22 protein-coding genes are annotated in these 21,047 nt (G+C 65.8%); 11 read left to right on the top strand and 11 right to left on the bottom strand.

Features of this window, described 5'->3' with window-relative positions:
• Positions 1–35 precede the first annotated feature (35 nt).
• Positions 36–1,166 carry a pseudouridine synthase gene (locus tag BOS5A_RS08290; protein WP_234419273.1) on the top strand — a complete coding sequence of 377 codons (1,131 nt, stop codon included), beginning with the start codon at positions 36–38 and terminating at the stop codon, positions 1,164–1,166.
• A 3-nt stretch (positions 1,167–1,169) separates the two neighbouring features.
• On the top strand, positions 1,170–1,706 hold the full coding sequence (rsmD, locus tag BOS5A_RS08285; protein ID WP_151954754.1) for a 16S rRNA (guanine(966)-N(2))-methyltransferase RsmD: 537 nt from the start codon (positions 1,170–1,172) through the stop codon (positions 1,704–1,706).
• Here the strand turns inward: rsmD and BOS5A_RS08280 are convergent.
• The 3 genes from BOS5A_RS08280 to BOS5A_RS08270 all read right to left on the bottom strand — a co-directional run bounded on the left by BOS5A_RS08280 (position 1,684) and on the right by BOS5A_RS08270 (position 5,292).
• Complete coding sequence (locus BOS5A_RS08280; RefSeq protein WP_234419272.1) at positions 1,684–2,946, bottom strand: MFS transporter; 1,263 nt, start codon at positions 2,944–2,946, stop codon at positions 1,684–1,686. The two genes, rsmD and BOS5A_RS08280, sit on opposite strands and share 23 nt — an antisense overlap.
• Before the next feature lie 196 nt (positions 2,947–3,142).
• The gene (locus BOS5A_RS08275; protein WP_151954753.1) at positions 3,143–4,789 is read right to left on the bottom strand and encodes an inorganic phosphate transporter; all 1,647 of its coding nucleotides are present in this window, start codon (positions 4,787–4,789) and stop codon (positions 3,143–3,145) included.
• A 110-nt stretch (positions 4,790–4,899) separates the two neighbouring features.
• Positions 4,900–5,292 (bottom strand): GFA family protein, encoded by a 393-nt coding sequence (locus BOS5A_RS08270; protein WP_151954752.1) that lies wholly within the window; start codon positions 5,290–5,292, stop codon positions 4,900–4,902.
• Positions 5,293–5,394: 102 nt separating this feature from the next.
• Here BOS5A_RS08270 and BOS5A_RS08265 point away from each other — a divergent pair, with 102 nt between their 5' ends.
• On the top strand, positions 5,395–7,674 hold the full coding sequence (locus tag BOS5A_RS08265) for an ATP-dependent helicase (RefSeq protein WP_151954751.1): 2,280 nt from the start codon (positions 5,395–5,397) through the stop codon (positions 7,672–7,674).
• 28 nt (positions 7,675–7,702) lie between these two features.
• Here the strand turns inward: BOS5A_RS08265 and BOS5A_RS08260 are convergent, their stop codons facing one another.
• Complete coding sequence (locus BOS5A_RS08260; RefSeq protein WP_199857296.1) at positions 7,703–9,772, bottom strand: catalase; 2,070 nt, start codon at positions 9,770–9,772, stop codon at positions 7,703–7,705.
• A 149-nt stretch (positions 9,773–9,921) separates the two neighbouring features.
• Here BOS5A_RS08260 and BOS5A_RS08255 point away from each other — a divergent pair, with 149 nt between their 5' ends.
• A complete protein-coding gene (locus tag BOS5A_RS08255) occupies positions 9,922–10,464 on the top strand; it encodes a glycine zipper 2TM domain-containing protein (protein WP_151954750.1) in 543 nt (180 codons plus the stop codon).
• Positions 10,465–10,484: 20 nt separating this feature from the next.
• Here the strand turns inward: BOS5A_RS08255 and BOS5A_RS08250 are convergent, their stop codons facing one another.
• Both BOS5A_RS08250 and BOS5A_RS08245 read right to left on the bottom strand, forming a co-directional pair.
• Positions 10,485–10,823: a hypothetical protein gene (locus BOS5A_RS08250; RefSeq protein ID WP_151954749.1), complete on the bottom strand. Its 339-nt coding sequence runs from the start codon at positions 10,821–10,823 to the stop codon at positions 10,485–10,487.
• Positions 10,824–10,882: 59 nt separating this feature from the next.
• A complete protein-coding gene (locus BOS5A_RS08245) occupies positions 10,883–13,009 on the bottom strand; it encodes a prolyl oligopeptidase family serine peptidase (RefSeq protein WP_442800511.1) in 2,127 nt (708 codons plus the stop codon).
• A gap of 92 nt (positions 13,010–13,101) precedes the next feature.
• Here BOS5A_RS08245 and BOS5A_RS08240 point away from each other — a divergent pair, with 92 nt between their 5' ends.
• Both BOS5A_RS08240 and BOS5A_RS08235 read left to right on the top strand, forming a co-directional pair.
• Positions 13,102–14,496: an MFS transporter gene (locus BOS5A_RS08240; RefSeq protein ID WP_151954748.1), complete on the top strand. Its 1,395-nt coding sequence runs from the start codon at positions 13,102–13,104 to the stop codon at positions 14,494–14,496.
• A 75-nt stretch (positions 14,497–14,571) separates the two neighbouring features.
• Positions 14,572–15,396: an alpha/beta fold hydrolase gene (locus BOS5A_RS08235; protein WP_151954747.1), complete on the top strand. Its 825-nt coding sequence runs from the start codon at positions 14,572–14,574 to the stop codon at positions 15,394–15,396.
• Here BOS5A_RS08235 and BOS5A_RS08230 read toward each other — a convergent pair.
• Together BOS5A_RS08230 and eno are read right to left on the bottom strand one after the other, a co-directional pair.
• Positions 15,393–15,707 carry an FtsB family cell division protein gene (locus BOS5A_RS08230; RefSeq protein WP_151954746.1) on the bottom strand — a complete coding sequence of 105 codons (315 nt, stop codon included), beginning with the start codon at positions 15,705–15,707 and terminating at the stop codon, positions 15,393–15,395. The two genes, BOS5A_RS08235 and BOS5A_RS08230, sit on opposite strands and share 4 nt — an antisense overlap.
• Positions 15,708–15,750: 43 nt before the next feature.
• On the bottom strand, positions 15,751–17,028 hold the full coding sequence (gene eno, locus BOS5A_RS08225) for a phosphopyruvate hydratase (protein ID WP_151954745.1): 1,278 nt from the start codon (positions 17,026–17,028) through the stop codon (positions 15,751–15,753).
• 147 nt (positions 17,029–17,175) lie between these two features.
• Between eno and BOS5A_RS08220 the strand changes: the two genes are divergently transcribed.
• The 5 genes from BOS5A_RS08220 (at position 17,176) to BOS5A_RS08200 (ending at position 19,086) form a co-directional block, all read left to right on the top strand.
• The gene (locus BOS5A_RS08220) at positions 17,176–17,628 is read left to right on the top strand and encodes a hypothetical protein (protein WP_151954744.1); all 453 of its coding nucleotides are present in this window, start codon (positions 17,176–17,178) and stop codon (positions 17,626–17,628) included.
• A gap of 3 nt (positions 17,629–17,631) precedes the next feature.
• Entirely contained in the window at positions 17,632–17,961 is a 330-nt protein-coding gene (locus BOS5A_RS08215) for a phage holin family protein (protein WP_151954743.1), read from the top strand.
• Positions 17,961–18,245: a DUF3618 domain-containing protein gene (locus BOS5A_RS08210; protein WP_151954742.1), complete on the top strand. Its 285-nt coding sequence runs from the start codon at positions 17,961–17,963 to the stop codon at positions 18,243–18,245. Before BOS5A_RS08215 ends, BOS5A_RS08210 begins: the two co-directional genes overlap by 1 nt.
• Before the next feature lie 54 nt (positions 18,246–18,299).
• Positions 18,300–18,779 carry a hypothetical protein gene (locus BOS5A_RS08205; RefSeq protein WP_151954741.1) on the top strand — a complete coding sequence of 160 codons (480 nt, stop codon included), beginning with the start codon at positions 18,300–18,302 and terminating at the stop codon, positions 18,777–18,779.
• Between the two features lie 76 nt (positions 18,780–18,855).
• Positions 18,856–19,086 (top strand): DUF4170 domain-containing protein, encoded by a 231-nt coding sequence (locus BOS5A_RS08200; RefSeq protein ID WP_151954740.1) that lies wholly within the window; start codon positions 18,856–18,858, stop codon positions 19,084–19,086.
• A 4-nt stretch (positions 19,087–19,090) separates the two neighbouring features.
• Here BOS5A_RS08200 and BOS5A_RS08195 read toward each other — a convergent pair whose 3' ends face one another.
• From BOS5A_RS08195 to greA, 3 genes are read right to left on the bottom strand one after another with little or no spacing between them, the layout of a single operon-like run.
• On the bottom strand, positions 19,091–19,870 hold the full coding sequence (locus tag BOS5A_RS08195) for an APH(3') family aminoglycoside O-phosphotransferase (RefSeq protein WP_151954739.1): 780 nt from the start codon (positions 19,868–19,870) through the stop codon (positions 19,091–19,093).
• A gap of 1 nt (position 19,871) precedes the next feature.
• Complete coding sequence (locus BOS5A_RS08190) at positions 19,872–20,507, bottom strand: rhomboid family intramembrane serine protease (RefSeq protein ID WP_151954738.1); 636 nt, start codon at positions 20,505–20,507, stop codon at positions 19,872–19,874.
• Between the two features lie 5 nt (positions 20,508–20,512).
• Positions 20,513–20,989: a transcription elongation factor GreA gene (gene greA / locus BOS5A_RS08185; RefSeq protein WP_151954737.1), complete on the bottom strand. Its 477-nt coding sequence runs from the start codon at positions 20,987–20,989 to the stop codon at positions 20,513–20,515.
• Positions 20,990–21,047: the final 58 nt, after the last annotated feature.

Below are 21,047 nucleotides of genomic sequence, written 5' to 3'. Positions count from 1 at the left end.
GCACGCGGCAACACAATGATTGTATCAGCACGCGCATGTCGCTTCCGCCGAAATCCGCCCCTCCATCCGCCCGATCGGGTGAGGCGCCCCAACGCATCGCCAAGCTGCTGGCCCGAGCGGGCGTCGCGTCGCGCCGCGAGATCGAGCGGATGATCGGCGAAGGCAGGATCGCGATCGATGGCGTCGCGATCGATACGCCCGCGACCATCCTGACCTCGCTGGCGGGCGTCACCGTGGACGGAAATGCCGTCGCCGCGGCCGAGCCCGCACGGCTGTTCCTGTTCCACAAGCCGCGCGGCGTCCTGACCACGGAGCGCGATCCCGCCGGCCGCCCGACCATTTACGACCGCCTGCCGAAGGACCTGCCCCGGCTCATGCCCGTCGGCCGCCTTGATCTGAACACCGAGGGGCTGCTGTTGATGACGACCGACGGGGAGCTGAAGCGGTTGCTCGAACTGCCCGCGACCGGTGTCGAACGCGCCTACCGGGCGCGCGCCTACGGCAATGTCACGCAGGCGCAATTGGAGGACCTGATCGAAGGCGTCGAGATCGAGGGCATTCGCTACGGATCGATCGACGCCAATCTCGAACGCCGGACCGGCGCCAACGTCTGGATCGAGATGATCCTGACCGAGGGCAAGAACCGCGAAGTGCGCCGCGTGCTCGAATATCTCGACCTCGAAGTCTCCCGACTGATCCGGACGCGCTACGGCCCGTTCATCCTCGGCGACTTGCCGGTGGGTGGCATCGGCGAGGTGCGTCAGCGCGACCTGGCCGCGTTTCGCAAGAACCCGACGAGCAAGACACTCCAGCCTATGCACGCGCCGGACACCGCTCCCTCGACTGCGCGCGCGTCGATCGCAAAGGTCGGCATGGTTGAACCCGAACGTCCATCGACCCGGCCGCAGCGGCCCGCTCGTCCGCAGCAGGTGCAGCGGCCGGCAAGGCCTGCACCGACGGCGGTGCCCGCACGCGGTGGACGCCGCGAGCGGGATCCCTCGCACGACACGATCGCGAAGCCCGCTCGCGCCGCACGAGTCCGCGCGCACCGCGACGCGACTGGCTCGACGACCGCGGCCGAATGGAAGCCCCAAGTGCCACGCGGGAAGTATCCAGAGCCCCGCTCCGGTGCCCGGCCCGCCCGGCCGCCGCGGACGCGGAAGTAACCAATGCGGATCATCGCCGGAACGTGGCGCGGTCGGCCGATCACCGCCTCGAAGGGCGATGTCACGCGCCCAACCGCCGATCGCACGCGTGAAGCGCTGTTCTCGATGCTCGCCAGCCGTCTCGGCAGCTTCGAAGGACTCAGCGTCGCCGATCTGTTTGCCGGATCGGGCGCGCTGGGACTTGAGGCGCTGTCGCGCGGTGCCACCTCCTGCCTCTTCGTGGAGCAGGATCGCGATGCGCTCGACGCGCTGCGTGCCAATGTCGCCAAGCTCGGCGCCAAGGCCGATATCCGCGCGGGGTCGGTGTTGTCGCTGGGCCCCACGCCAGCCCCCCGCGATCTCATCCTCATGGACCCGCCCTATGGCACCGGCGCGGGAATCGTTGCGCTCGACAAATTGAGCCGGCTTGGCTGGATCGGCCCCGCAACATGGGTGAGCCTCGAAACCGCGAAGCAGGAAGAGGTCGCACTGGACGGTTTCGCGGTCGATGCCAGCCGGGTTCACGGCAAGGCGCGGGTCACGCTCCTTCGCCGCGCTTGAGGATCAACAGTCCTGCGCCGCTCAGGATACCCGCCGCCACAAGGTAGAGCCCGACGATGCCGATCCCACCGCGCTCGACCAGCGCCTGCGCGGCGATCGGGGCAAGCGCGCCGCCGATGATCCCGCCGACGTTGAACGTCACTGACACGCCGGTGTAGCGGACGCCCGACGGGAAGAGGCTCGGCAACCATCCGCCGAGCGGTCCATAGGCGAAGCCCATCACGAACAGCGCGAGCGCGAGCCATGTAAAGACTTCAACGGTCGCGCCGCTGGCAAGCATCGGCCCCATGAGCGCGCCGGCAAGAGCACAGCCGGCAAAACCGATCCAGAGCATCGCCCGCGCGCCACGCCTGTCGGCGGTGACGCTCGCCACGATGATCCCCGCCGCCAGAAACAGGATCGCGACAAGCTCGATCGCCAGAAAAGCCTGGCGCGAATAGCCGAGCGCCGTCGTGCCGTAACCAAGCGCGAAGGCGGTCGCGAGGTAGAAGAGCGAGAAACAGGCGACGACCGCTAGCGTGCCCGTCAGCACCGCCCGCGCATGACCGGCGAACAACGTCGCGATCGGCACCTTGGGCAGCGCGTCTGCGGCGGCTGCTTCGCGGAAGGCTGGCGTCTCGGTCACCTTCAACCGAACCCATAACCCCAGCGCGACGAGGACCGCGCTGGCTAGAAACGGCAGACGCCAGCCCCAGGCAAGGAATTGCGCGTCGGTGAGGACGAACCCGAGCAGGAGGAAGAAGCCGTTTGCTGCCAGAAAGCCGACGGGCGCACCGAGCGGCGGGAACATCCCCCAGGTGTTGCGCCGTCCGGCCGGGGCATTCTCGACCGCGAGCAGCGCCGCCCCGCCCCACTCGCCGCCGAGGCCCAGCCCCTGGCCGAAGCGAAGCAGGCACAGGAGTGCTGGCGCGACCCAGCCGACCTGCGCGTGGGTCGGCAAGAATGCGATCGCGACGGTCGATCCGCCCATCAGCATCAGCGATGCGACGAGCGTCGACTTCCGACCGAGCCGATCGCCGAAATGACCGAATATGATGGCGCCGACCGGCCGCGCAACGAAGGCGAGGCCAAAGCTGGCATAGCTCAGCATCAGTTGCGCGGATGCGCTGTCGGACGGAAAGAACAACGGCCCGAAAACCAACGCGGCGGCGGTCGCGTAGATGTAAAAATCGTAGAATTCGACTGCGGTGCCGACGAGGCTCGCAGTCAGAATCCGGCGGGACGACACAGCGGCAGACACCGCGCCTCTGTGCGCTGGCCGCCTCGACACGTCAAACCGCGCCGAAAGCAGAATCCTGCATGCGCTGCCACGCGATTGTCACGAATTTGCGTCAATAGGATGCTGTCGCGGTTTGAGCCGCGCATCTGCCGGGCGTGGCCCCCTGCCCGGCCCTTCCCTGAACTGCGGGCGGCCCGTTGCGGCCGCCCATTTTTTGTCAGTGTCCGGTCGCGTGCACGATCGCCAGCAGAAGCCAGTACAAGCCGCCCGACAGCGCCATCGCAACGGGCAGCGTCATGAACCAGGCCAGCACCATGTTGATGATCGTGCGCCGCTGGAGCGACTGGCCATTGCCGACCGCTGCACCGGCCACGCCCGATGTCAGGATGTGCGTCGTCGAAACGGGCAGGCCCTTGAACGCGGCGAGCAGGATCGTGCCCGCCGCCATGATCTGCGCAGAAGCCCCCATGCCATAGCTGAAGTGCGACGAGCCGATCTTCTCGCCGACCGTCACGACGATCCGCCGCCAGCCGACCATCGTGCCGAGGCCGAGCGCGAGCGCGACCGTCACCTTGACCCAGGTCGGGATATAGCGCGTGCCCGTCTCCAGCTTGCCCTGATAGCTGCGCACCACGGTGGCATCGGCGGCCGATAGCCCGGCGCCGACATGATCGCCCTTCACCATCAGCTTCGTCGTATCGAGGACGAGATACATGTCGTTGCGCAGGTTCGGCGTCGCCGCCGACGGCACCTTGCCGAGCGAACCATAGCTCGCGATCCGCTGCGTCACGTCGCGTGAGACGGTATCGAGCGCGGCGAACACCCGCGGGCTGTCGACCTGTTTCGCCTGCAGCGCATCGGCAAGCACTGCGCGCGACTGAGGCATGGCGACCTGCTCGCCGCCTGCCTTCATGCGGAACACATTGGCCGCTTGCGTCGCGCTCTGGACGAACGCCGGCGTTGCGCTTTCCGGCACGGTGCGATTGAGCGCATAGGCCGTCGGCGCACAGCCGATGAGGATCAGCATGATGAGCCCCATGCCCTTCTGCCCGTCATTGGCGCCGTGCGCGAAGCTGACGCCCGTCGCGCCGAAGACGAGCAGCGCGCGGATGCCCCTGGGCGGCGGCGCATCGCCTTCCGGTTCGCGGAAGAGTTTTGGATCGCGTGCGAATGCCTTCATCGCGAGCATGCAGATCAGCGCGCCGCCAAAGCCGATCAGCGGGCTGATCAGCAGCGCGGACAACACCGTCTCGACCTGTCCCATGTCGAGCCCCGAAGTCCCCCCGGTGGTGCCCGACAGGAGCTCGTTGGCAACGCCGACGCCGAGGATCGAGCCGATGAGCGCGTGGCTGGAAGAATTGGGAATCCCGAAATACCAGGTTGCGAGATTCCATCCGACTGCCGCCAGCAACAGTGCGAAGATCATCGCATAGCCGGCCGCCGAGCCGATGTTCAGGATGAGATCGACCGGCAGCAGCGTGATGATCGAATACGCGACAGCCCCCGTCGAGGCCATCACGCCGATGAAATTCCACACACCCGACCAGATAACCGCAACCGGCGCCGACATGGCGTTGGTGTAGATCACTGTCGCGACCGCGTTGGCGGTATCGTGAAATCCGTTCACGAACTCGAATCCCAGCGCGATCAGCAGCGCTAGCCCGAGGAACAGGAACACCCCGGTCGCCAGCGTCTCGCCGACCTGCTGCGTATCGATGAAGATGCTGTAGCCCGCATACACCAGTCCCGCGATGCTCGCGGCCAAAAACGCAAGGCGCACGGAGGGATGAAGCGGGCGATCGATGCCATGCGGCGAGCGAGCGGGCGAGGCAGACTCGCCGGCCGCGAGAGCATTGGTAGCCATGATGATCCCGCCTTCGCCCCGATCGATGACAATTTGATGACAGCGATCGATCCAGCGGCGGTTTCGCTGTCGGCCTGATCACGTCTTCAGGGCGCCATCCTCTCCCGAGGTCAGCCGGGATAGCGTTCGAATCGCGGCAGGTCACCCGTCGACTTCATCCACGCCGGGTCGTCGGCGATCTGGATATGGACGGTCGCGGGAAAAGCGTCGGGATCGTCGAGTGTAGCGATCTGGATGTCGATCTGACCGGGAAACGCCGCCTCGCTGGTATAGAACAACCCCGTTCCGCACGTTCCGCAGAATTGCCGGCGACCATCCTCCGACGACCGGTATTCCTTCGTCTCGCCGACGATCGTCACCGCGTCGCGCGGGAACAGCGCCCATCCGACCATTTGAGCCCCGGAACACCGCGTGCAATCGCGGCAATGGCACAGCGCCGCGTGGGCAGGCGCGCCCTCCACCGTGTAGCGTACCGCGCCGCAATGACATCCTCCGCTGGGCATCGATTCTCTCCCGGTCGTTCGCTTCATGTTCTCACGATCGCTTCGTCGCGGCAAGCCCGCGAGAGCTTGCTTCGAGCGCCCGCGTTCCCTAGCTGTTCACGCGTGACCCCACCTGCGCCCTCCCCTGCCGATCCGCCCTATCTCCGCGGCCTGAACGCGCCGCAGCGCGAGGCGGTGCTGACCACCGAAGGCCCTGTCCTCGTCCTCGCGGGCGCAGGCACCGGCAAGACCGCCGCGCTCACCGCCCGGCTCGCCCACCTCCTCTACACGCGCAAGGCCTATCCGTCGGAGATCCTGAGCGTCACCTTCACCAACAAGGCTGCGCGCGAGATGCGCGAACGCGTCGGACGGCTGGTGGGCGACCTGGTCGAGGGGATGCCATGGCTCGGCACCTTTCACGCGATCGGCGCGAAGATGCTTCGCCGCCACGCCGAGCTCGTCGGACTTCAATCCAACTTCACGATCCTCGATACCGACGACCAACTCCGCCTGCTGAAGCAGCTCATACTAGCCGCCGATATCGACGAGAAGCGCTTCCCCGCCCGCAGCCTCACCGGACTCATCGACCAGTGGAAGAACCGCGGCCTCACCCCCGCAGAGATCGATGCCGGCGAAAGCGAGCGCTACGCCAACGGCCGCGGCGGCGAACTGTATGAACAATATCAGGCGAGGCTGCGCGCAGTGAACGCCTGCGACTTCGGCGACCTGCTGCTCCACATGCTGACCATCCTGAAGCGCGACCGTGAGGTGCTCAGCGCTTATCAGCAGCGCTTCCGCTATATCATGGTCGACGAGTATCAGGATACCAACAGCGTCCAGTATCTCTGGCTGCGCCTCCTCGCGCAGGAGCGCCGCAACCTGTGCTGCGTCGGCGACGACGATCAGTCGATTTACTCCTGGCGCGGCGCGCAGGTGGAGAATATCCTGAAGTTCGAGAAGGACTTCCCCGGCGCCGTTGTCATCCGCCTGGAGCAGAATTACCGCTCCACTCCGCACATCCTCGCCGCCGCTTCCGGCGTCATCGCCCATAATGGCGGCCGCCTCGGCAAGACCTTGTGGACTGAGGAAAGCGCCGGCGAGAAGGTCAAGGTCCTCGGCATCTGGGACGGCCCCGAGGAAGCGCGCCGCGTCGGCGAGGAGATCGAGGCGGCGCAGCGAAACGGCACCAGCCTCGACGATGTCGCGATCCTCGTGCGCGCCCAGCACCAGACCCGCGAGTTCGAGGACCGCTTCATCGCGATCGGCATGAATTACCGCATCGTCGGGGGCGCACGCTTCTACGAGCGCATGGAGATCCGCGACGCGCTCGCGTATCTGAGGGTCGTCAACCAGCCCGCCGACGATCTGGCCTTCGAACGCATCGTCAACACCCCAAAACGCGGCCTCGGCGACAAGGCGCTCGCCAAGCTCCACATGCTCGCGCGGGCGGAGGGCGTGCCCCTCACCATCGCCGCCGCGCGCATTCTCGATACCGACGAGTTGACCCCGCAGGCCCGCCGCGCGCTCGGCAACCTCGTCGGCGATATCGCCCGCTGGCGCGACATGGCGCGCGACCTGCCCCATGCCGAGCTCGCCCGCCAGTTGCTCGACGAAAGCGGCTACACTGCGATGTGGCAGGCCGAGAAATCGACCGAGGCCGCCGGCCGCCTCGAAAACCTCTCCGAACTCGTCCGCGCGATGGAGGAATATGAAAGCCTCGGCGCGTTCCTTGAGCATGTCAGCCTCGTAATGGACAACGAGGCCGCCGCCGGCGACCCACGCGTCACCATCATGACGATCCACGCCGCGAAGGGCCTCGAGTTCGATACCGTCTTCCTCGTCGGCTGGGAGGAAGGACTTTTCCCCTCGCAGCGCGCGATCGACGAAGGCGGGACGTCGGCGCTCGAGGAGGAACGCCGCCTCGCCTATGTCGCGATCACCCGCGCACGCCGCCGCGCGGTGGTCCTCCACGCCGCCAATCGCCGCATCTACGGCCAGTGGTCGTCATCGATCGCCTCGCGCTTCGTCGGTGAACTGCCGGATGCGCATATCGAAACGGAAACGACGATGTCGGGCGGCGAGAGCCTGTGGCGCGCAAATTGGTCCGAACATGCCGATCCGTTCAGCACTGTCGGCCGAGGCACCGGCCGCGGCCCCGGCTGGCAGCGCGCGGCCGGCGCTGGCACCAGTTTCACCGCGGGTCCGTCCCGTGTGGTCGAAAGCCGCGCCAGCGCGATCAGCCTCGGCAACAAGGGCCGCGACGATCTGGCGGTCGGAATGCGCGTCTTCCACCAGAAATTCGGCTACGGCGAAATCGCCGAGATCGAGGGCAACAAGCTCGAGATCGATTTCGAGCAGGCCGGCCGCAAGCGGGTGATGGACAGCTTCGTCAGCCTGGGGTGATCGCGCCGGCGACCACCCCGATATCCATTCAGGCGAGCGCGCGCACCTTCGGCTCGCGATCGTAAAAGCGTTTCGCTGCGGCCTTCACAAAGGCGTCGCCCAGATCGGTGACGCCCGCGTCGGCCTCGATGCCGGCCTTGTCGAGCAGCGGTTTCGCCGCTTTCGAGGCGCCGATCGCCTTCAGGTGGCCGAACGCGTCCATCGCGAACTGCACCGCCGCGCCCTGTTTCATCAGCGCCCGGCAGCCATCGTCCGACAGAACGATCGCGACCGCATCGAAGATCTGCGAGGGCGAGCCCGCCAGTTGGCCGTCGGCTTTCATGACATTGCCGTCGGAAAGCTTCGCGCCGCCCACCTTCGGTGCGACGACAACGGGCTTGCCGCCAGCCTTTTCGACCGCAGTCTTCACCTTGGCGACGTCGCCCGCATCCGACCCATCCGCGATGAGAATGCCGACCGCGCGGCCTTCCAGCGTCGCTTTCATGTTCTTCTGGGTGGACAGCGCAGGAGATGGCTCCATATCGACGGCCGCGCGCGCTGGCTTCGTCTTGGCGGGCAGATCGATTCCCAGCCCGTCCGCCACGCGCTTGGCGAGCCCCTCATCGACGTTACGCAGGTTCGCGACCATCCGCGGCTGGACCTGTTCAAGTCCGACCTTCGACAGCTCGAAAGTGAAGGACGACGCGATATGCGCGCGTTCATTGTCGGTCATCGACGTCCAGAACAGCCGCGCATGGCTGTAATGGTCGGAGAACAATTCCGCGCGAACCCGCAGCTTCTCGCCGCTCTCGTCGGTGCCGGTCGAGGCCGGGTTAGTGGTGAACCCGGTCATCGGGCACTCGCGCGGGCCGCCTTCCTCGCCGTGCGCGGCCAGGCTGTTCGGTTCGTAGTTCGCGCGCCCCTTCGGCACGTTCATCTGCATCTGCCCGTCGCGCTGGAAGTTCATGACCGGACATTTCGGCGCGTTGATCGGTAACTGGTGGAAATTCGCCGTCCCCAGCCGCGACTTTTGCGTGTCGAGATAGCTGAACAGCCGCCCCTGCAGCAGCGGATCGTTCGAGAAATCGACGCCGGGCACGATGTTTGCCGGGCAGAACGCGACCTGTTCGGTTTCAGCAAAGAAATTGTCGGGATTGCGATCGAGGACCATCCGCCCGATGATCCGGACGGGCAGCACCTCTTCGGGGATCAGCTTCGTCGCGTCGAGCACATCATAAGACTGCGCTTCGGCAAAGGCGCGGTCGAAGGTCTGGATGCCGAGTTCCCATTCGGGAAAGTCGCCCGCATCGATCGCTTCGAACAGGTCGCGCCGATGATAATCATTGTCGGCCGCCTGCAGCTTCAGCGCCTCGTCCCAGACGGTCGATTGCAAGCCGAGCTTCGGCTTCCAGTGGAATTTGACGAAGGTGGCTTTGCCATCGGCATTCACCAACTGGAAGGTATGGATGCCGAAGCCTTCCATCATCCGCAGCGACCGCGGGATCGCGCGATCGGACATCGCCCACATCAGCATGTGCGTCGTCTCCGGCATCAGCGATGCCCAGTCCCAGAACGTGTCATGCGCGCTGCCCGCCTGCGGATAGGCGCGATCCGCCTCCATCTTCACCGAATGGACAAGGTCGGGGAACTTGATCGCGTCCTGGATGAAGAACACCGGGATGTTGTTGCCGACGAGATCCCAATTGCCTTCGGTGGTGTAGAATTTCACCGCGAAGCCCCGCACGTCGCGCGGCGTGTCGACCGACCCGGCACCGCCCGCGACGGTCGAGAAGCGGGTGAAGACCGGCGTCTTCGTGCCCTTCTTGAACAGCGCCGCCTTCGAAAGGTCGGAGATATCCTCGGTCGCCTCGAAATACCCGTGCGCAGCAGAGCCGCGCGCGTGGACGATACGCTCGGGAATGCGTTCGTGGTCGAAATGGAAGATCTTCTCGCGAAGCACGAAATCCTCAAGCAGCGTCGGACCGCGCGCCCCGCTCTTCAGGCTGTTCTGGTTGTCGGACACGCGGATGCCCTGGTTGGTCGTCAGCGCATCGCCGCCACCCGCCTGCTGGTGGGTTTCTCCGCCGTTGCCGGTCGTCGTCTTGATGGCGTCGGTCACTTGCGCGCTCCTGATGCGAGATGTGTCGTTGGTGTCCGAACGCCCTACCTCTCCGCTATGTCCCGTTCAGGAACGATTTCTCTTCCCGCAGGTAATGCCGAGCGCAGCGCCGCGTCACCAAGCTGTCGGCGCCGGCACAGGAGTTCGTTATGCGCAGATTTTCGATTACCCTCGCCGCAGCCGCGCTTTCGATCGGAGCCGCGGCGTCGATGCCCGCCCTCGCCCAATCATCCGCGGACGACGCTCGCTTCCGCGCAGCGCAGGATCGGTTCGACCGTGAGTATCAGATCTTCCGGCAGGAGGCCGATCGCTATCAGGCCGCGAGATCGCGCGGCGGATATTACGCCCCCCCGCCCCCATCCGGCGCATACCGCGAAGCCCCGGACTACACGCAGGACGATCGCTACGAGAACGGTTACGATCCGTCTCGCTATTATCGTTCCGGCTCCAGTTATCAGGAGCGGACGCTGAGCGCCGACGACCGTGTCTATGCCGGCACGGACGGGCGTTATTACTGCAAGCGGTCGGACGGCACGACCGGCCTTATCGTCGGCGGCGCGGCCGGCGGCATCCTTGGCAACGTGATCGATGGCGGCCATTCGCGTATCGTCGGCACGTTGCTTGGGGGTGCGGCGGGCGCGCTGGCCGGCAAGGCGATCGATCAGAACAACAGCCAGGTGCGCTGCCGCTGAACGGCCGATGCGCGGTCGGGTCAGTCCGGCTCGACCGCCATCAGCACCGATCCCGCATAGCGCGCATCGGTCGCGTCGAACTGCTCGCTGACTGTAAAACGCCGCGGCGTGATGCGGATCGGGCCGAGGCCCGCCAGCTTGAAGGTGCCGAACTTTTCCTCACGCGGCGGCTTGCCGTCGCGTTCCAGCGTGATGGCATCGACGTGCAGCTCGTCGTGGCGAGTATACAGGACGTGCGGCGCGAGGATCACCTCACCCCGATTATAGGTCGCGGCGACCGCCTGCTTCTTCACGATCGCCTCAAACATGGTCGGGGTCGTCGGAGGTGGCGGCTGGGTAGGACGCGGTGCTTCGGTCATCGCCCGCGTCCCTACCGCCCGCCGCTGCGTCGCAGCAAGACCCAAAAAGGTATCGGCCGTTACGGCTTTGCCGCTCCCATCAGTTTCTGCGCGAAATAGGTCATCTGCAGCGCCTGCAGCCGCGCGCCCTGCTTGATATCGGCGTCGCCGGAGTGGCCTCCCGCGGTATCCTCGTAGAACAGATAGGGCAGGCCGTATTCCTTCATCCGCGCCGCGAACTTGCGCGCATGCTGCGGTCCCACCCGGTCGTCCTTCGTCGTGGTCCAGATATAGGGCTCGGGATAAGCCACGCCCTTCTTCAGATTCTGGTAGGGCGAGATCTTCGCCAGGAATGCGCGCTCCTCGGGCACATCGACCGACCCGTATTCATCGACCCAGGACGCGCCCGCCGCGATCTTTTCATACCGCATCATGTCGAGCAGCGGCACCTGGATCGTCACTGCCTTCCACAAATCGGAATGCTGGTTGAACTCGACCCCCATCAGCAGCCCGCCATTGGAGCCGCCATAGATGCCCAGCTTCGCCGGCGACGTGATCTTGCGGGCAAACAGGTCCTTCGCGACGCTGGCGAAATCGTCATAGATCACCTGCCGTTTGGTCTTGCGGCCCGCATCATGCCACTTCGGTCCGAACTCGCCGCCGCCGCGGATGTTGGCGAGGACATAGGCCCCGCCCCGCTCCAGCCAGAGCTTGCCCGTCGTGGCCGCATAGCTTGGCGTCATCGGCAGCTCGAAGCCGCCATAGGCGGTCATGATCGTCGGCGTCGTGCCGTCGAGTTTTGCCCCAGCCTTGTGGACGACGAAATAGGGCACCTTCGTTCCGTCGGTCGAGGTCGCCTCGAACTGATCGACGGTAAGACCGGTGGCGTCGAATTTCGCGGGCAGCGTCTTGACGGTGCGCGGTCTGGCGTCAGCGCTGGCATCGAACCCCTGGAGCGTCGTCGGCGTCGTGAAGCCGGCGACCGTCAGATAGGCACGGTCGCTGCGATCGTCGCTTGCCGCCATATCGACCGACAGGTTGTCGGGAAGGTCGAGCGTCCGGCTCGTCCATCCCGACTTGCCCGGCGTGAAGACCATCGCGCGGCCACGGACGTTGTCATAGACGGCGGCGACCAGCGTGGACTTGGTCGTCATGACGCCATCGACCGTCTGGCGCGGCCCGGGGGCGAAGATCACGGTCGGGGTGAATTTGCCGGTCAAAACGCTGGCGAGCGGTGCGGACGCTATGGCGCCTGCCGGCACCGCTCCCCATTGCTCGCTCGTCTGGAAGATCACCTGACCATCGACCATCCCCGAGATCGTGGTGCGCGGTGGAATGTCGAGCTTCGTGATCCCCTTCGGCGTCCAGATCGCGGTTTCGCCGCCGAAAAAGGTCACGCCGCGGTATAGCGCGACGAAACGATTGCCCTGCCCGTCGGTCACGACTCCGGCCGCAGTGCGCAGCTGATCGGTCGGCGCGCCCTTCCACACCTCGGTTGCGGCCTCCAGGGGTTGGCCGCGCTTCACCATCTTGATGACGAACGGATAGCCCGACGCGGTCAGCGTATCCTTGCCCCAATCGCGCGAAACGAGCAGCGTGTCCTTGTCGATCCAGGCGGCACTCTGCTTCGATTTGGGCAGCGCGAAGCCGCCATCGACGAACTTGCCCGCCGCGAGATCGAACTCGCGCCACGTCACCGCATCCTCGCCGCCCTCCGACAGCGCGACGAGGCAGAGCCGCTCTTCGGGCTGGAGGCAGGTCGCGCCTTTCCAGACCCACTGCTTGCCCTCGGCCTTGCCGAGCGCGTCGAGGTCGATCAGCGTCGTCCATCTGGGCGACGCCGACGCGTAATCCGCCTCGGTCGTCCAACGCCACAGCCCGTGCGGATGATCCGCATCGCGCCAGAGATTGACGACCTTGCCACCCACCAGCCCCGGCATCGGAATCCGGTCCTTGGCGGCCGCGATCGTCAGCGCCTCGTCGTAGAAGGTCTTGTAGCGTGGATCGTTCTGCAGCCGCGGCAGCGTCTTCGCGTTCTCCGCCTCCACCCAGGCAAGCGCCTTGGCGCCGTCCTTGTCCTCGAGCCACAGATAGGGGTCTTCAGCATTTTTGGTCATCGCGGTGCTCTGCGCATGGATCGCGCCGCCGGCAAGCGTGCCACCCATCATCATCGCAGCCACAATCGCCCGCACACCGCTTCGCATCATTATCCCCTTTCGAACTTTCGCGCGATCATGCCGGCCAAAAAAGTGCCGCGCAATGCATCGCTTGGGCGATTTCGGTGTTAAGCGCGGCATCCATGCAGGACGGCCTTCCCAAACCCCGCCGCTACGTCGCGATCGCGGCGATGTCTTTCGGATCGGCGCTCGTCATCATCGATGGCGGCGTTGCGAACGTCGCGCTGCCGACGATCGCGCGCGATCTCCATGTCGATCAGAGCGCGGTCGTCTCGATCGTCACCGTCTATCAGGTGATGCTCGTCATGCTGCTCCTGCCTTTCGCGGGTCTCGGCGAACGGATCGGGCTGAAGCGCACCTACCAGGCGGGTCAGGCGATCTTCACGATCGCGACGCTGCTGTGCTTCTTCGCCAAAAGCCTGCCGTTCCTGCTGATCGTGCGGGCGGTTCAGGCGCTCGGCGCGGCGGGGGTGCTGAGCGTCGCGTCCGCGCTCATCCGCCAGATCTACCCGGCCAACCAGCTCGGTCGCGGACTGGGTATCAATTCGGTCGTGGTGACGAGTTCGGCCGCGATCGCGCCGACGATCGGCGGGCTTGTCCTCGCGGTCGCGCCGTGGCCCTGGGTTTTTGCCAGCGCGATCCCCTTTGCGTTGATGAGCCTCGCGCTCGGTCGCGCGATCCCCGACCCGAAACCGCGGCTCGCGACCTTCGATGTTCCAGGCGCGGTGCTGTGTGCATCGATGTTCGGGCTGGTGATCGGCGGGCTGGAAAGCGCCGTGCACGGCGACAGCCCGGTCATCTCCGCCGCCATCGTCATCGTCGGCATTCTCGTCGGCGTCTATTTTGTCCGGCGGGAGCGCGGCGAGGCCAACCCGATCCTGCCGATCGATCTCCTCGCGCGGCCGGTCCTCGCGCTTTCCGCGTTCGGCGGCTTCGTCGCCTTTACCGCGTCTATGACGCTGCTGATCTCCACGCCGTTTCGCCTTGCGACGATGGGCTTCGGTGCCGCCGCGATCGGCGCCGCCATCGCGCCGTGGCCGATGACCAACATGATCGTCGCCCCGCTGTCCGGCTTTCTCTCGGATCGCATCCCGGCAGGGCTTCTCGGTGGCATCGGCATGACCGTATCAATCACCGCGCTGCTCCTGATCGCCTTCATGCCGGCGCATCCCGGCTATTTCGACGTGGCTTGGCGGATGGCGCTGTGCGGATCGGGGTTCGGCACCTTCCTGCCGCCCAACGCCCGCCTGATCGTCGGCTCCGCCCCGCGCGAGCGCGCAGCGGCAGCCGGGGGCCTCGTCTCGACCGTGCGGCTTGCGGGGCAGACGACCGGCGCGACTCTGGTTGCCGCCCTGCTCGCGGTCGGGATCGGCACGGGTATGGCGCCGCCACTCGTCGCGGCCGGGCTGGCGCTCGTTGCAGGGCTGTGCAGCGTCGCGCGGCTTCGCCCGTCCATCCGCAACCCGACGATGACGGAAACGCGCGACGAAGTGCCGGTGCTGCGTCAGGCGCGCTGATCCACACATGCGCGGAACGCCTGCCAAGCCGCATCGTTAACGAAAACGTTCCTCCGACCAAAAGGACGTTCTTCAATGCCCTATATCAAGACGCGCGACGGCACCGATCTCTACGTCAAGGATTGGGGCAGCGGCCGCCCGGTCGTCCTCGTCCACGGCTGGCCACTCTCCGCTGACAGCTGGGATGCGCAGGCCATGGCGCTGGCTGATGCGGGCTTCCGGGCCATCGCCTATGATCGTCGCGGGTTCGGTCGCTCGGGCCAGCCGTGGAACGGCTATGATTACGACACGCTGTCGGACGATCTTGCCGACGTGCTCGACCAGACCGGCGCCGGCCAGGACGCGACGCTTATCGGCTTCTCGATGGGCGGCGGCGAGGTCGCGCGCTATATGAGCCGCCATGACGGCAAGGGCGTGATCGGCGCAGGGCTCATCAGCTCGGTCGTCCCCTATATGCTGAAGACCGAAGACAATCCTGACGGCGTGCCCGAAGAGACGCTGCAATCGATCGCCGACGGCATCAAGAAGGATCGCTACGGTTTCTTCCCCGGCTTTTTCCAGGATTTCTTCGGGGTCGGCTTTATTTCAAGCCCGGTCAGCAGCGAGACGGTCGACTGGGCCTGCCAGGTCACCAATCAGGCGGGACTGCGCGGTATCCTGAAGTGCGCGGAGAGTTTCGGGCATACCGATTTCCGGGGGGACCTTCCGGCGTTCCGCGTCCCGACGCTGATCGTCCACGGCACCAGCGACAAGACAGTGCCCATCGACGCGTCGGGCCGCGCGGCGGCGAAGGGCATCAGCCAGAGCCAGCTGGTCGAATATGACGGCGCACCGCACGGGCTGACGGTCACGGAAAGCGACCGCTTCACGGGCGATCTCCTGACGTTCCTGGGGCGCTAGTTCAGCGGAACGATGACCTCGTCCGGATGAGCGACATTCAGCTCCTTCCGGACGAGTTCGTCGACCATGTCCGGATTGGCGTGGCGCGGGTCAAGCAGGGCTACCCGGTTCTTCAACGTCGCACGCCGCGCGTCGAGCGCGGCATAATCATGCTCGCGCTTCGCAAGCTGACGCTTGTAATCGCCATAGGCGAGCAGGCCGTTGGGGCCGAGGACGGCATAGGCGCCGAAGAACGCCATCACGACCAGCGCCGCCGCGGGCAGCGCTGCACGCCGGAAGACGGCGTTGAATCGTGATGGTTTCCTGCTCATTAGCTACCGTCTTCGCACCGGCGAATCCCGGGATCAAGCGGTTTCAGCGCCGGATGATCGAACGTCCCGCATAAACCGCCGCATCGCCCAGTTCCTCCTCGATCCGGATGAGCTGGTTATACTTCGCGAGCCGGTCCGAACGCGCGAGGCTGCCGGTCTTGATCTGCCCGCAATTGGTAGCGACCGCGAGGTCGGCAATGGTCGCGTCCTCGGTTTCACCCGACCGATGCGACATCACCGCGGTGTAGCCCGCGCGCTGCGCCATCGACACCGCCTCCAGCGTTTCGGTCAGCGTGCCGATCTGGTTGACCTTTACCAGCAGCGAGTTGGCAATCCCGCCCTCGATGCCGGCCTTCAGTCGCTTCGGGTTGGTCACGAAATTGTCGTCGCCGACAAGCTGCACCTTGTGGCCGAGGAGTGACGTCAGCGCCTTCCACCCCTCGATATCGTCCTCCGCCATGCCGTCCTCGATCGAAAGGATGGGATAACGCGCGACGAGATCGGCGAGGTAGTCCGCCATCGCGCCCGGCTCCAGCACCTTGCCCTCGCCCGAAATGTCGTATTTGCCGTCCTTGAAAAATTCGGTCGCGGCGCAGTCGAGCGCGAGCATGACGTCATCGCCCGGTGTGTAGCCCGCGCGCTCGATCGAGGTCATGATGAAGTCGAGTGCGTCGGTCGTGCTCGCCAGATTTGGCGCAAAGCCACCCTCGTCGCCGACCGCGGTGTTCAGACCCTTCTCGCTCAGCCCCTTTTTCAGCGTGTGGAAGATCTCCGCCCCGCAGCGCACTGCCTCGACCAGGGTCGGCGCGCCGACCGGCATCACCATGAATTCCTGGAAGTCGATCGGGTTGTCGGCATGCTCGCCGCCATTGATGATGTTCATCATCGGGACCGGCAGGACGTGCGCCGCGACCCCGCCGACATAGCGGTAGAGCGGGAGCCCGCGCGAATCCGCCGCCGCCTTCGCCGCTGCGAGACTGACGCCAAGGATCGCGTTGGCGCCCAGCCGCCCCTTGTTGTCGGTGCCGTCGAGCGCGATGAGCGCCTGGTCCAGCTCGACCTGGTCTTCGGCTTCGAGGCCGAGCACCGCGTCGGCGATCTCGTCGTTCACCGCCGCAACAGCCTGATCGACGCCCTTCCCGCCCCAGCGCGTCTTGTCGCCGTCGCGCTTCTCCACGGCCTCGTGCGCGCCGGTGGATGCGCCCGACGGCACCGCCGCGCGGCCGAACGCGCCGTCCTCCAGCATCACCTCGACCTCGACGGTCGGGTTGCCGCGGCTGTCCAGGATCATGCGGCCATGAATGTCGATGATTGCGGTCACGAAATGATCCTTCTACGATTGCGGACGATGGATGCGCGCGCCTCTACATGCCCGTGCCCCCCGCCGTAAACCCGATCGCGGGGAAGGCGACGGAACCGGGCTCGGCTTCGCGTGGTTCTAGCGATCGATAATGGAAAGGCTTGGATCATGGCTGACACGCTGAAACCCGCCGATATCGCGACCGATATCGATGCGACCGCCGAAGACGCCGCCGGCAAGTTCGACAACGCCCGGCAGGCGCTCAAGGACAACACGCAGAAATTCACCGCCCAGGCCGGCGACAAGGCGCGCCTGTTCGCCGAGGACGGCAAGACGCGGGCTGGCGGCGCGCTCGACCAGCTCGCCGAGATGCTGACCGAAGCGGCCGGCAAGGTCGATGACAAGCTCGGCGAGCAATATGGCGGGTATGCCCGCAGCGCCGCGCAAGGCGTGGCCGGTTTTTCCGACAATCTGAAGGCGAAGTCGGTCGATGACCTGATCGGGGACATGCGCGAAATGGTGCGCAAGAGCCCGGCGGTTGCGATTGGCACCGCGGCGGCGCTCGGGTTCGTCCTCGCGCGTGTCATCGGCGCGGGTTTCGATCAGCGCGACAAGGACTGACCAATGACGGGGGCCGATCCGGAGGGTGGCGTCGGGGAGCTGTTCCAACGCCTGATCGAGGACGGGCGCGAAGTCGCCCGGTCCGAGATCGCGTTGCAACGCGCCAGGGTGTTGGCGCGAGTCGATCGCTACCGGGCGGCGGCGATCTTCTTCGCGGTCGCTGGCGCTTTGGCGCTTGCTGCCCTCGTCGCGCTGCTCGTCGGCCTCATCATGACGATGGCACCGCGGATCGGGCCGGGATGGGCAACGACGGTCACGGTTGGCGGGGCGATTTTGGTCGCAGGGCTCTTCGCCCTCATTGGCCGTGGCCGGCTGGAGCCGAGGGAAGTTTGATGACGACGAGCGTGACAGCGGCGGAATTGCGCGCGCAGGCGGCGAGAGCACGACTGTCGGGAACGGTCGGCGAATTGCAGGAACGTCTCAGCCCGCGGTCACTAGCGCGTGAAGCGACGCAGGGCCTTGCCGATACCGCAGACCGCGCTGCACGCGCGGGGGTCGATACCGTGCGCGACAATCCAGGTAAGGCCGCAGGTGCGGTTGCCGTTGCCGTCGCATTTCTCGCACGGCACCAGATCGCGCGGCTGCTGCGCAAAGGAAAACGCAACCTCACCGATTGACGGGCGTTCGAACCGACAAGCGGCCCCATGGGGCCGACAAGGAAGGAAGTTACGATGAGCGATACGATCTCCGACCCCAAGGCGACCGACCGCGTGAAAGACGGTATCGATACCGCCCGCGAAAAGGCCGCCCACGCCTACGAAGCCGCACGCGAACGGGCGACCGACGCCGTCGAAGCCTCGCGCGAAAAGGCGCAGCAGGCTGCTCGTCAGGCGGCGGAAACAATGGAGAGCAATCCGGTCGGCGTCCTCGTCGGCGGCCTTGCGCTCGGTGCGCTTGTCGCGGCAGTGATCCCGCGTGGCGAGCGCGAGAAGAAGCTGCTGGCGCCGATCGGCAAGGGCGTCGGCCTTGCCGCAACCGCCGCGATCGCGGCTGCAAAGGAAGCAGGCAAGGGTGAACTGGAGGCGCGCGGGCTGACTGCTTCCGCTGCCAAGTCGCAGGTCCGCGGGCTGCTCGGCGATATGGTCAAGGCCGCAACCAGCGCGGGAAATGCTGCGGTCAAAGCCGGGTCGGAGCAGGTCCGCAAGCGCTGATTTCCCACACGCAGCGGGTTCAATGTTGCAGCGCACAGCGCTAGAGGGTCCCGAAATCCATTTCGGGACCCTTTTCATGAGCAAGCTCCACCTTGTCTTCGGCGGCCGCGTCAGCGACCCGCGCACCCTCGACTTCAGCGATCTCGCTAGCATCGACGTCGTCGGGGTCTTCCCTGATTATGCCAGCGCGGAAAAGGCTTGGCGTGCGGCCGCCCAGCGGACCGTCGACGATGCCGAGATGAAATATGTCGTGGTGCATTTGCACCGCCTGCTCGAACCCGACCTGCTGAGCCCGCCCGCCGCCTGACCCGTCAGAACAGCTCGTCGAGGCAGCGGTGAAAACGCAAGCGACGTTCGTCGAGCTCGATGCCGAGCGCGGCGACGAATGCGTTTTGCGCCCCTTCTCCGAATTCAGCGAGGTTCTGCCAGAATATCGCGATGTCCTGATATGGATCGGCGAGCCCCGCGCGCCCGACATCTATGCAACCGACGACCGCGCCGTCTGCGAACAGCAGGTTGCCCAGCGAATAATCGCCATGGGTGACCGACCGCTCGGCCGCGAAGGGCTGGAGCGCGACGAGTTCGTCCCACACATCCTCCGCCGACCAGCCGTCATGATCGCTGTCGAAGTCCTCCTCGTCCACCAGCCCCGCATCGATGTTGCGGCGCGCGGCTGCGAGGCGGTGAGCATGGCCGGCCTCGAACGGGCAGTTCGCGGCAGGAATCGCGTGAAGGCGTCGCAGAAAAGCGGCTGCACCGTCGATGATGGTGGGAAGGTTGGCCGCGTCGTCCGCCAGCAGCGCATCCGCCGTCTGCCCCGGAATCGCGGTGGTCAGCAGCCAAGCTGCATCCGGCGTCGCCACGAAATGCCGCACTTCCGGCACCGGCAGCACGTCCGCAAGCCAAGTCAGGCGGGTCGCTTCATCAAAAATGTCGGCGGCGACGCGGCCTTTGCCGTGCTTCAAATAAAGGGATGGCAAGGCTTCGGCATCCAGCCGGAAAACCGTACCGCCGGATTCACCCGAGCGTTCACGCGCCCAGCGATAGCCATCGATCGTATCGGCTAGCGACGGCGGTAGCGTCACGGCCATATCAGGCGCTGCGGTAGCGCCAAAGAAGCAGCGGCCGGGCCAGCGCCAGCCCCGCGAGAAAGCCACCGATATGCGCGCCGATCGCGATGGCGCCACCCGCTATGCCGGCGACCCCGATCAGCAGTTGGATGCCGATCCAGGCGATGGCGAGCCACGCGACGTGGACGAACCCGGCGGAGAGCGGCCCGATCGCCCGGGTACGCTGGCGTCCGAAGAGCAGTGCATACGCCCCCACGACTGCGGAAATCGCACCCGACGCGCCGATCATCGGCATCGGCGAAGCGGGCTCGAACGCCCAGTGGCCGAGCCCAGCCGCATAGGCGCCGACCAGATAAAGCACGAGTATGCCGCCCGCCCCGATCGCGCGCTCTGCGATCAGCCCGCAATATACGAAAATGACGAGGTTGAGCGCAAGATGCGCTATGCCGCCATGGATCAGCGTCGCTGTAAGCGGCGTGAGCCAGGCGGGAACGGCGAAATAATGATCGGCCGGCGCAACCCCGCCATCGAAGCGCAGCGGAATGAACCCGCCCGCAATCGCCATGCCGGAGAGATTGTCTGTCGCAAGGATCGCAAGGGACACGGCAGCGGTGACGACCGCGATGACGATCGTCGCCAAGCCGCCGCGCGCCGCCATGCCGGTCAGATGAACTCGATCTTCGACACGACGTAATAGCGGTCACCCGAGGGCACCGTCACTTCGACCTCATCGTCGATACTGCGCCCGATCAGCGCGCGGCCGAGCGGTGAGTTGTAGCTGATCCGGCCCGTCTTCGCATCCGCCTCGGTCTGGCCGACGATCTGATATTTCACCGGCTTGTCATTCTCGTCGAGCAGCGTGACGGTGGCACCGAACACGACCTTGTCGCCGGAAAGATCGCGCGGATCGATGATCTGGGCGCGCGCCAGCTTGTCCTCGATATCGGCGATCGACGCCTCGATCTGGCCCTGACGTTCCTTTGCGGCGTGATATTCGGCATTTTCCGACAGATCGCCGTGCGCGCGCGCCTCCTCGATCGCATCCACGATCTCAGGGCGTTCCACCTTCAGCCGTTTGAGGTCGGCATTCAGTTTCTCATACCCCTCCTGGAGCATCGGCATCTTTTCGACGGTCGCCATCGCGTTCCCCAATTCCTCTTCGCCCCAAGCAGCCCGGTCAGGACCGCCCGCACATCCT

The organism is Sphingomonas sp. EC-HK361 (genome assembly GCF_902498785.1).
Taxonomy (GTDB): Bacteria; Pseudomonadota; Alphaproteobacteria; order Sphingomonadales; family Sphingomonadaceae; genus Sphingomonas.
The sequence above is the reverse complement of the archived record's forward strand: the minus strand, read 5'-3'. Positions and strand labels throughout refer to the sequence as shown.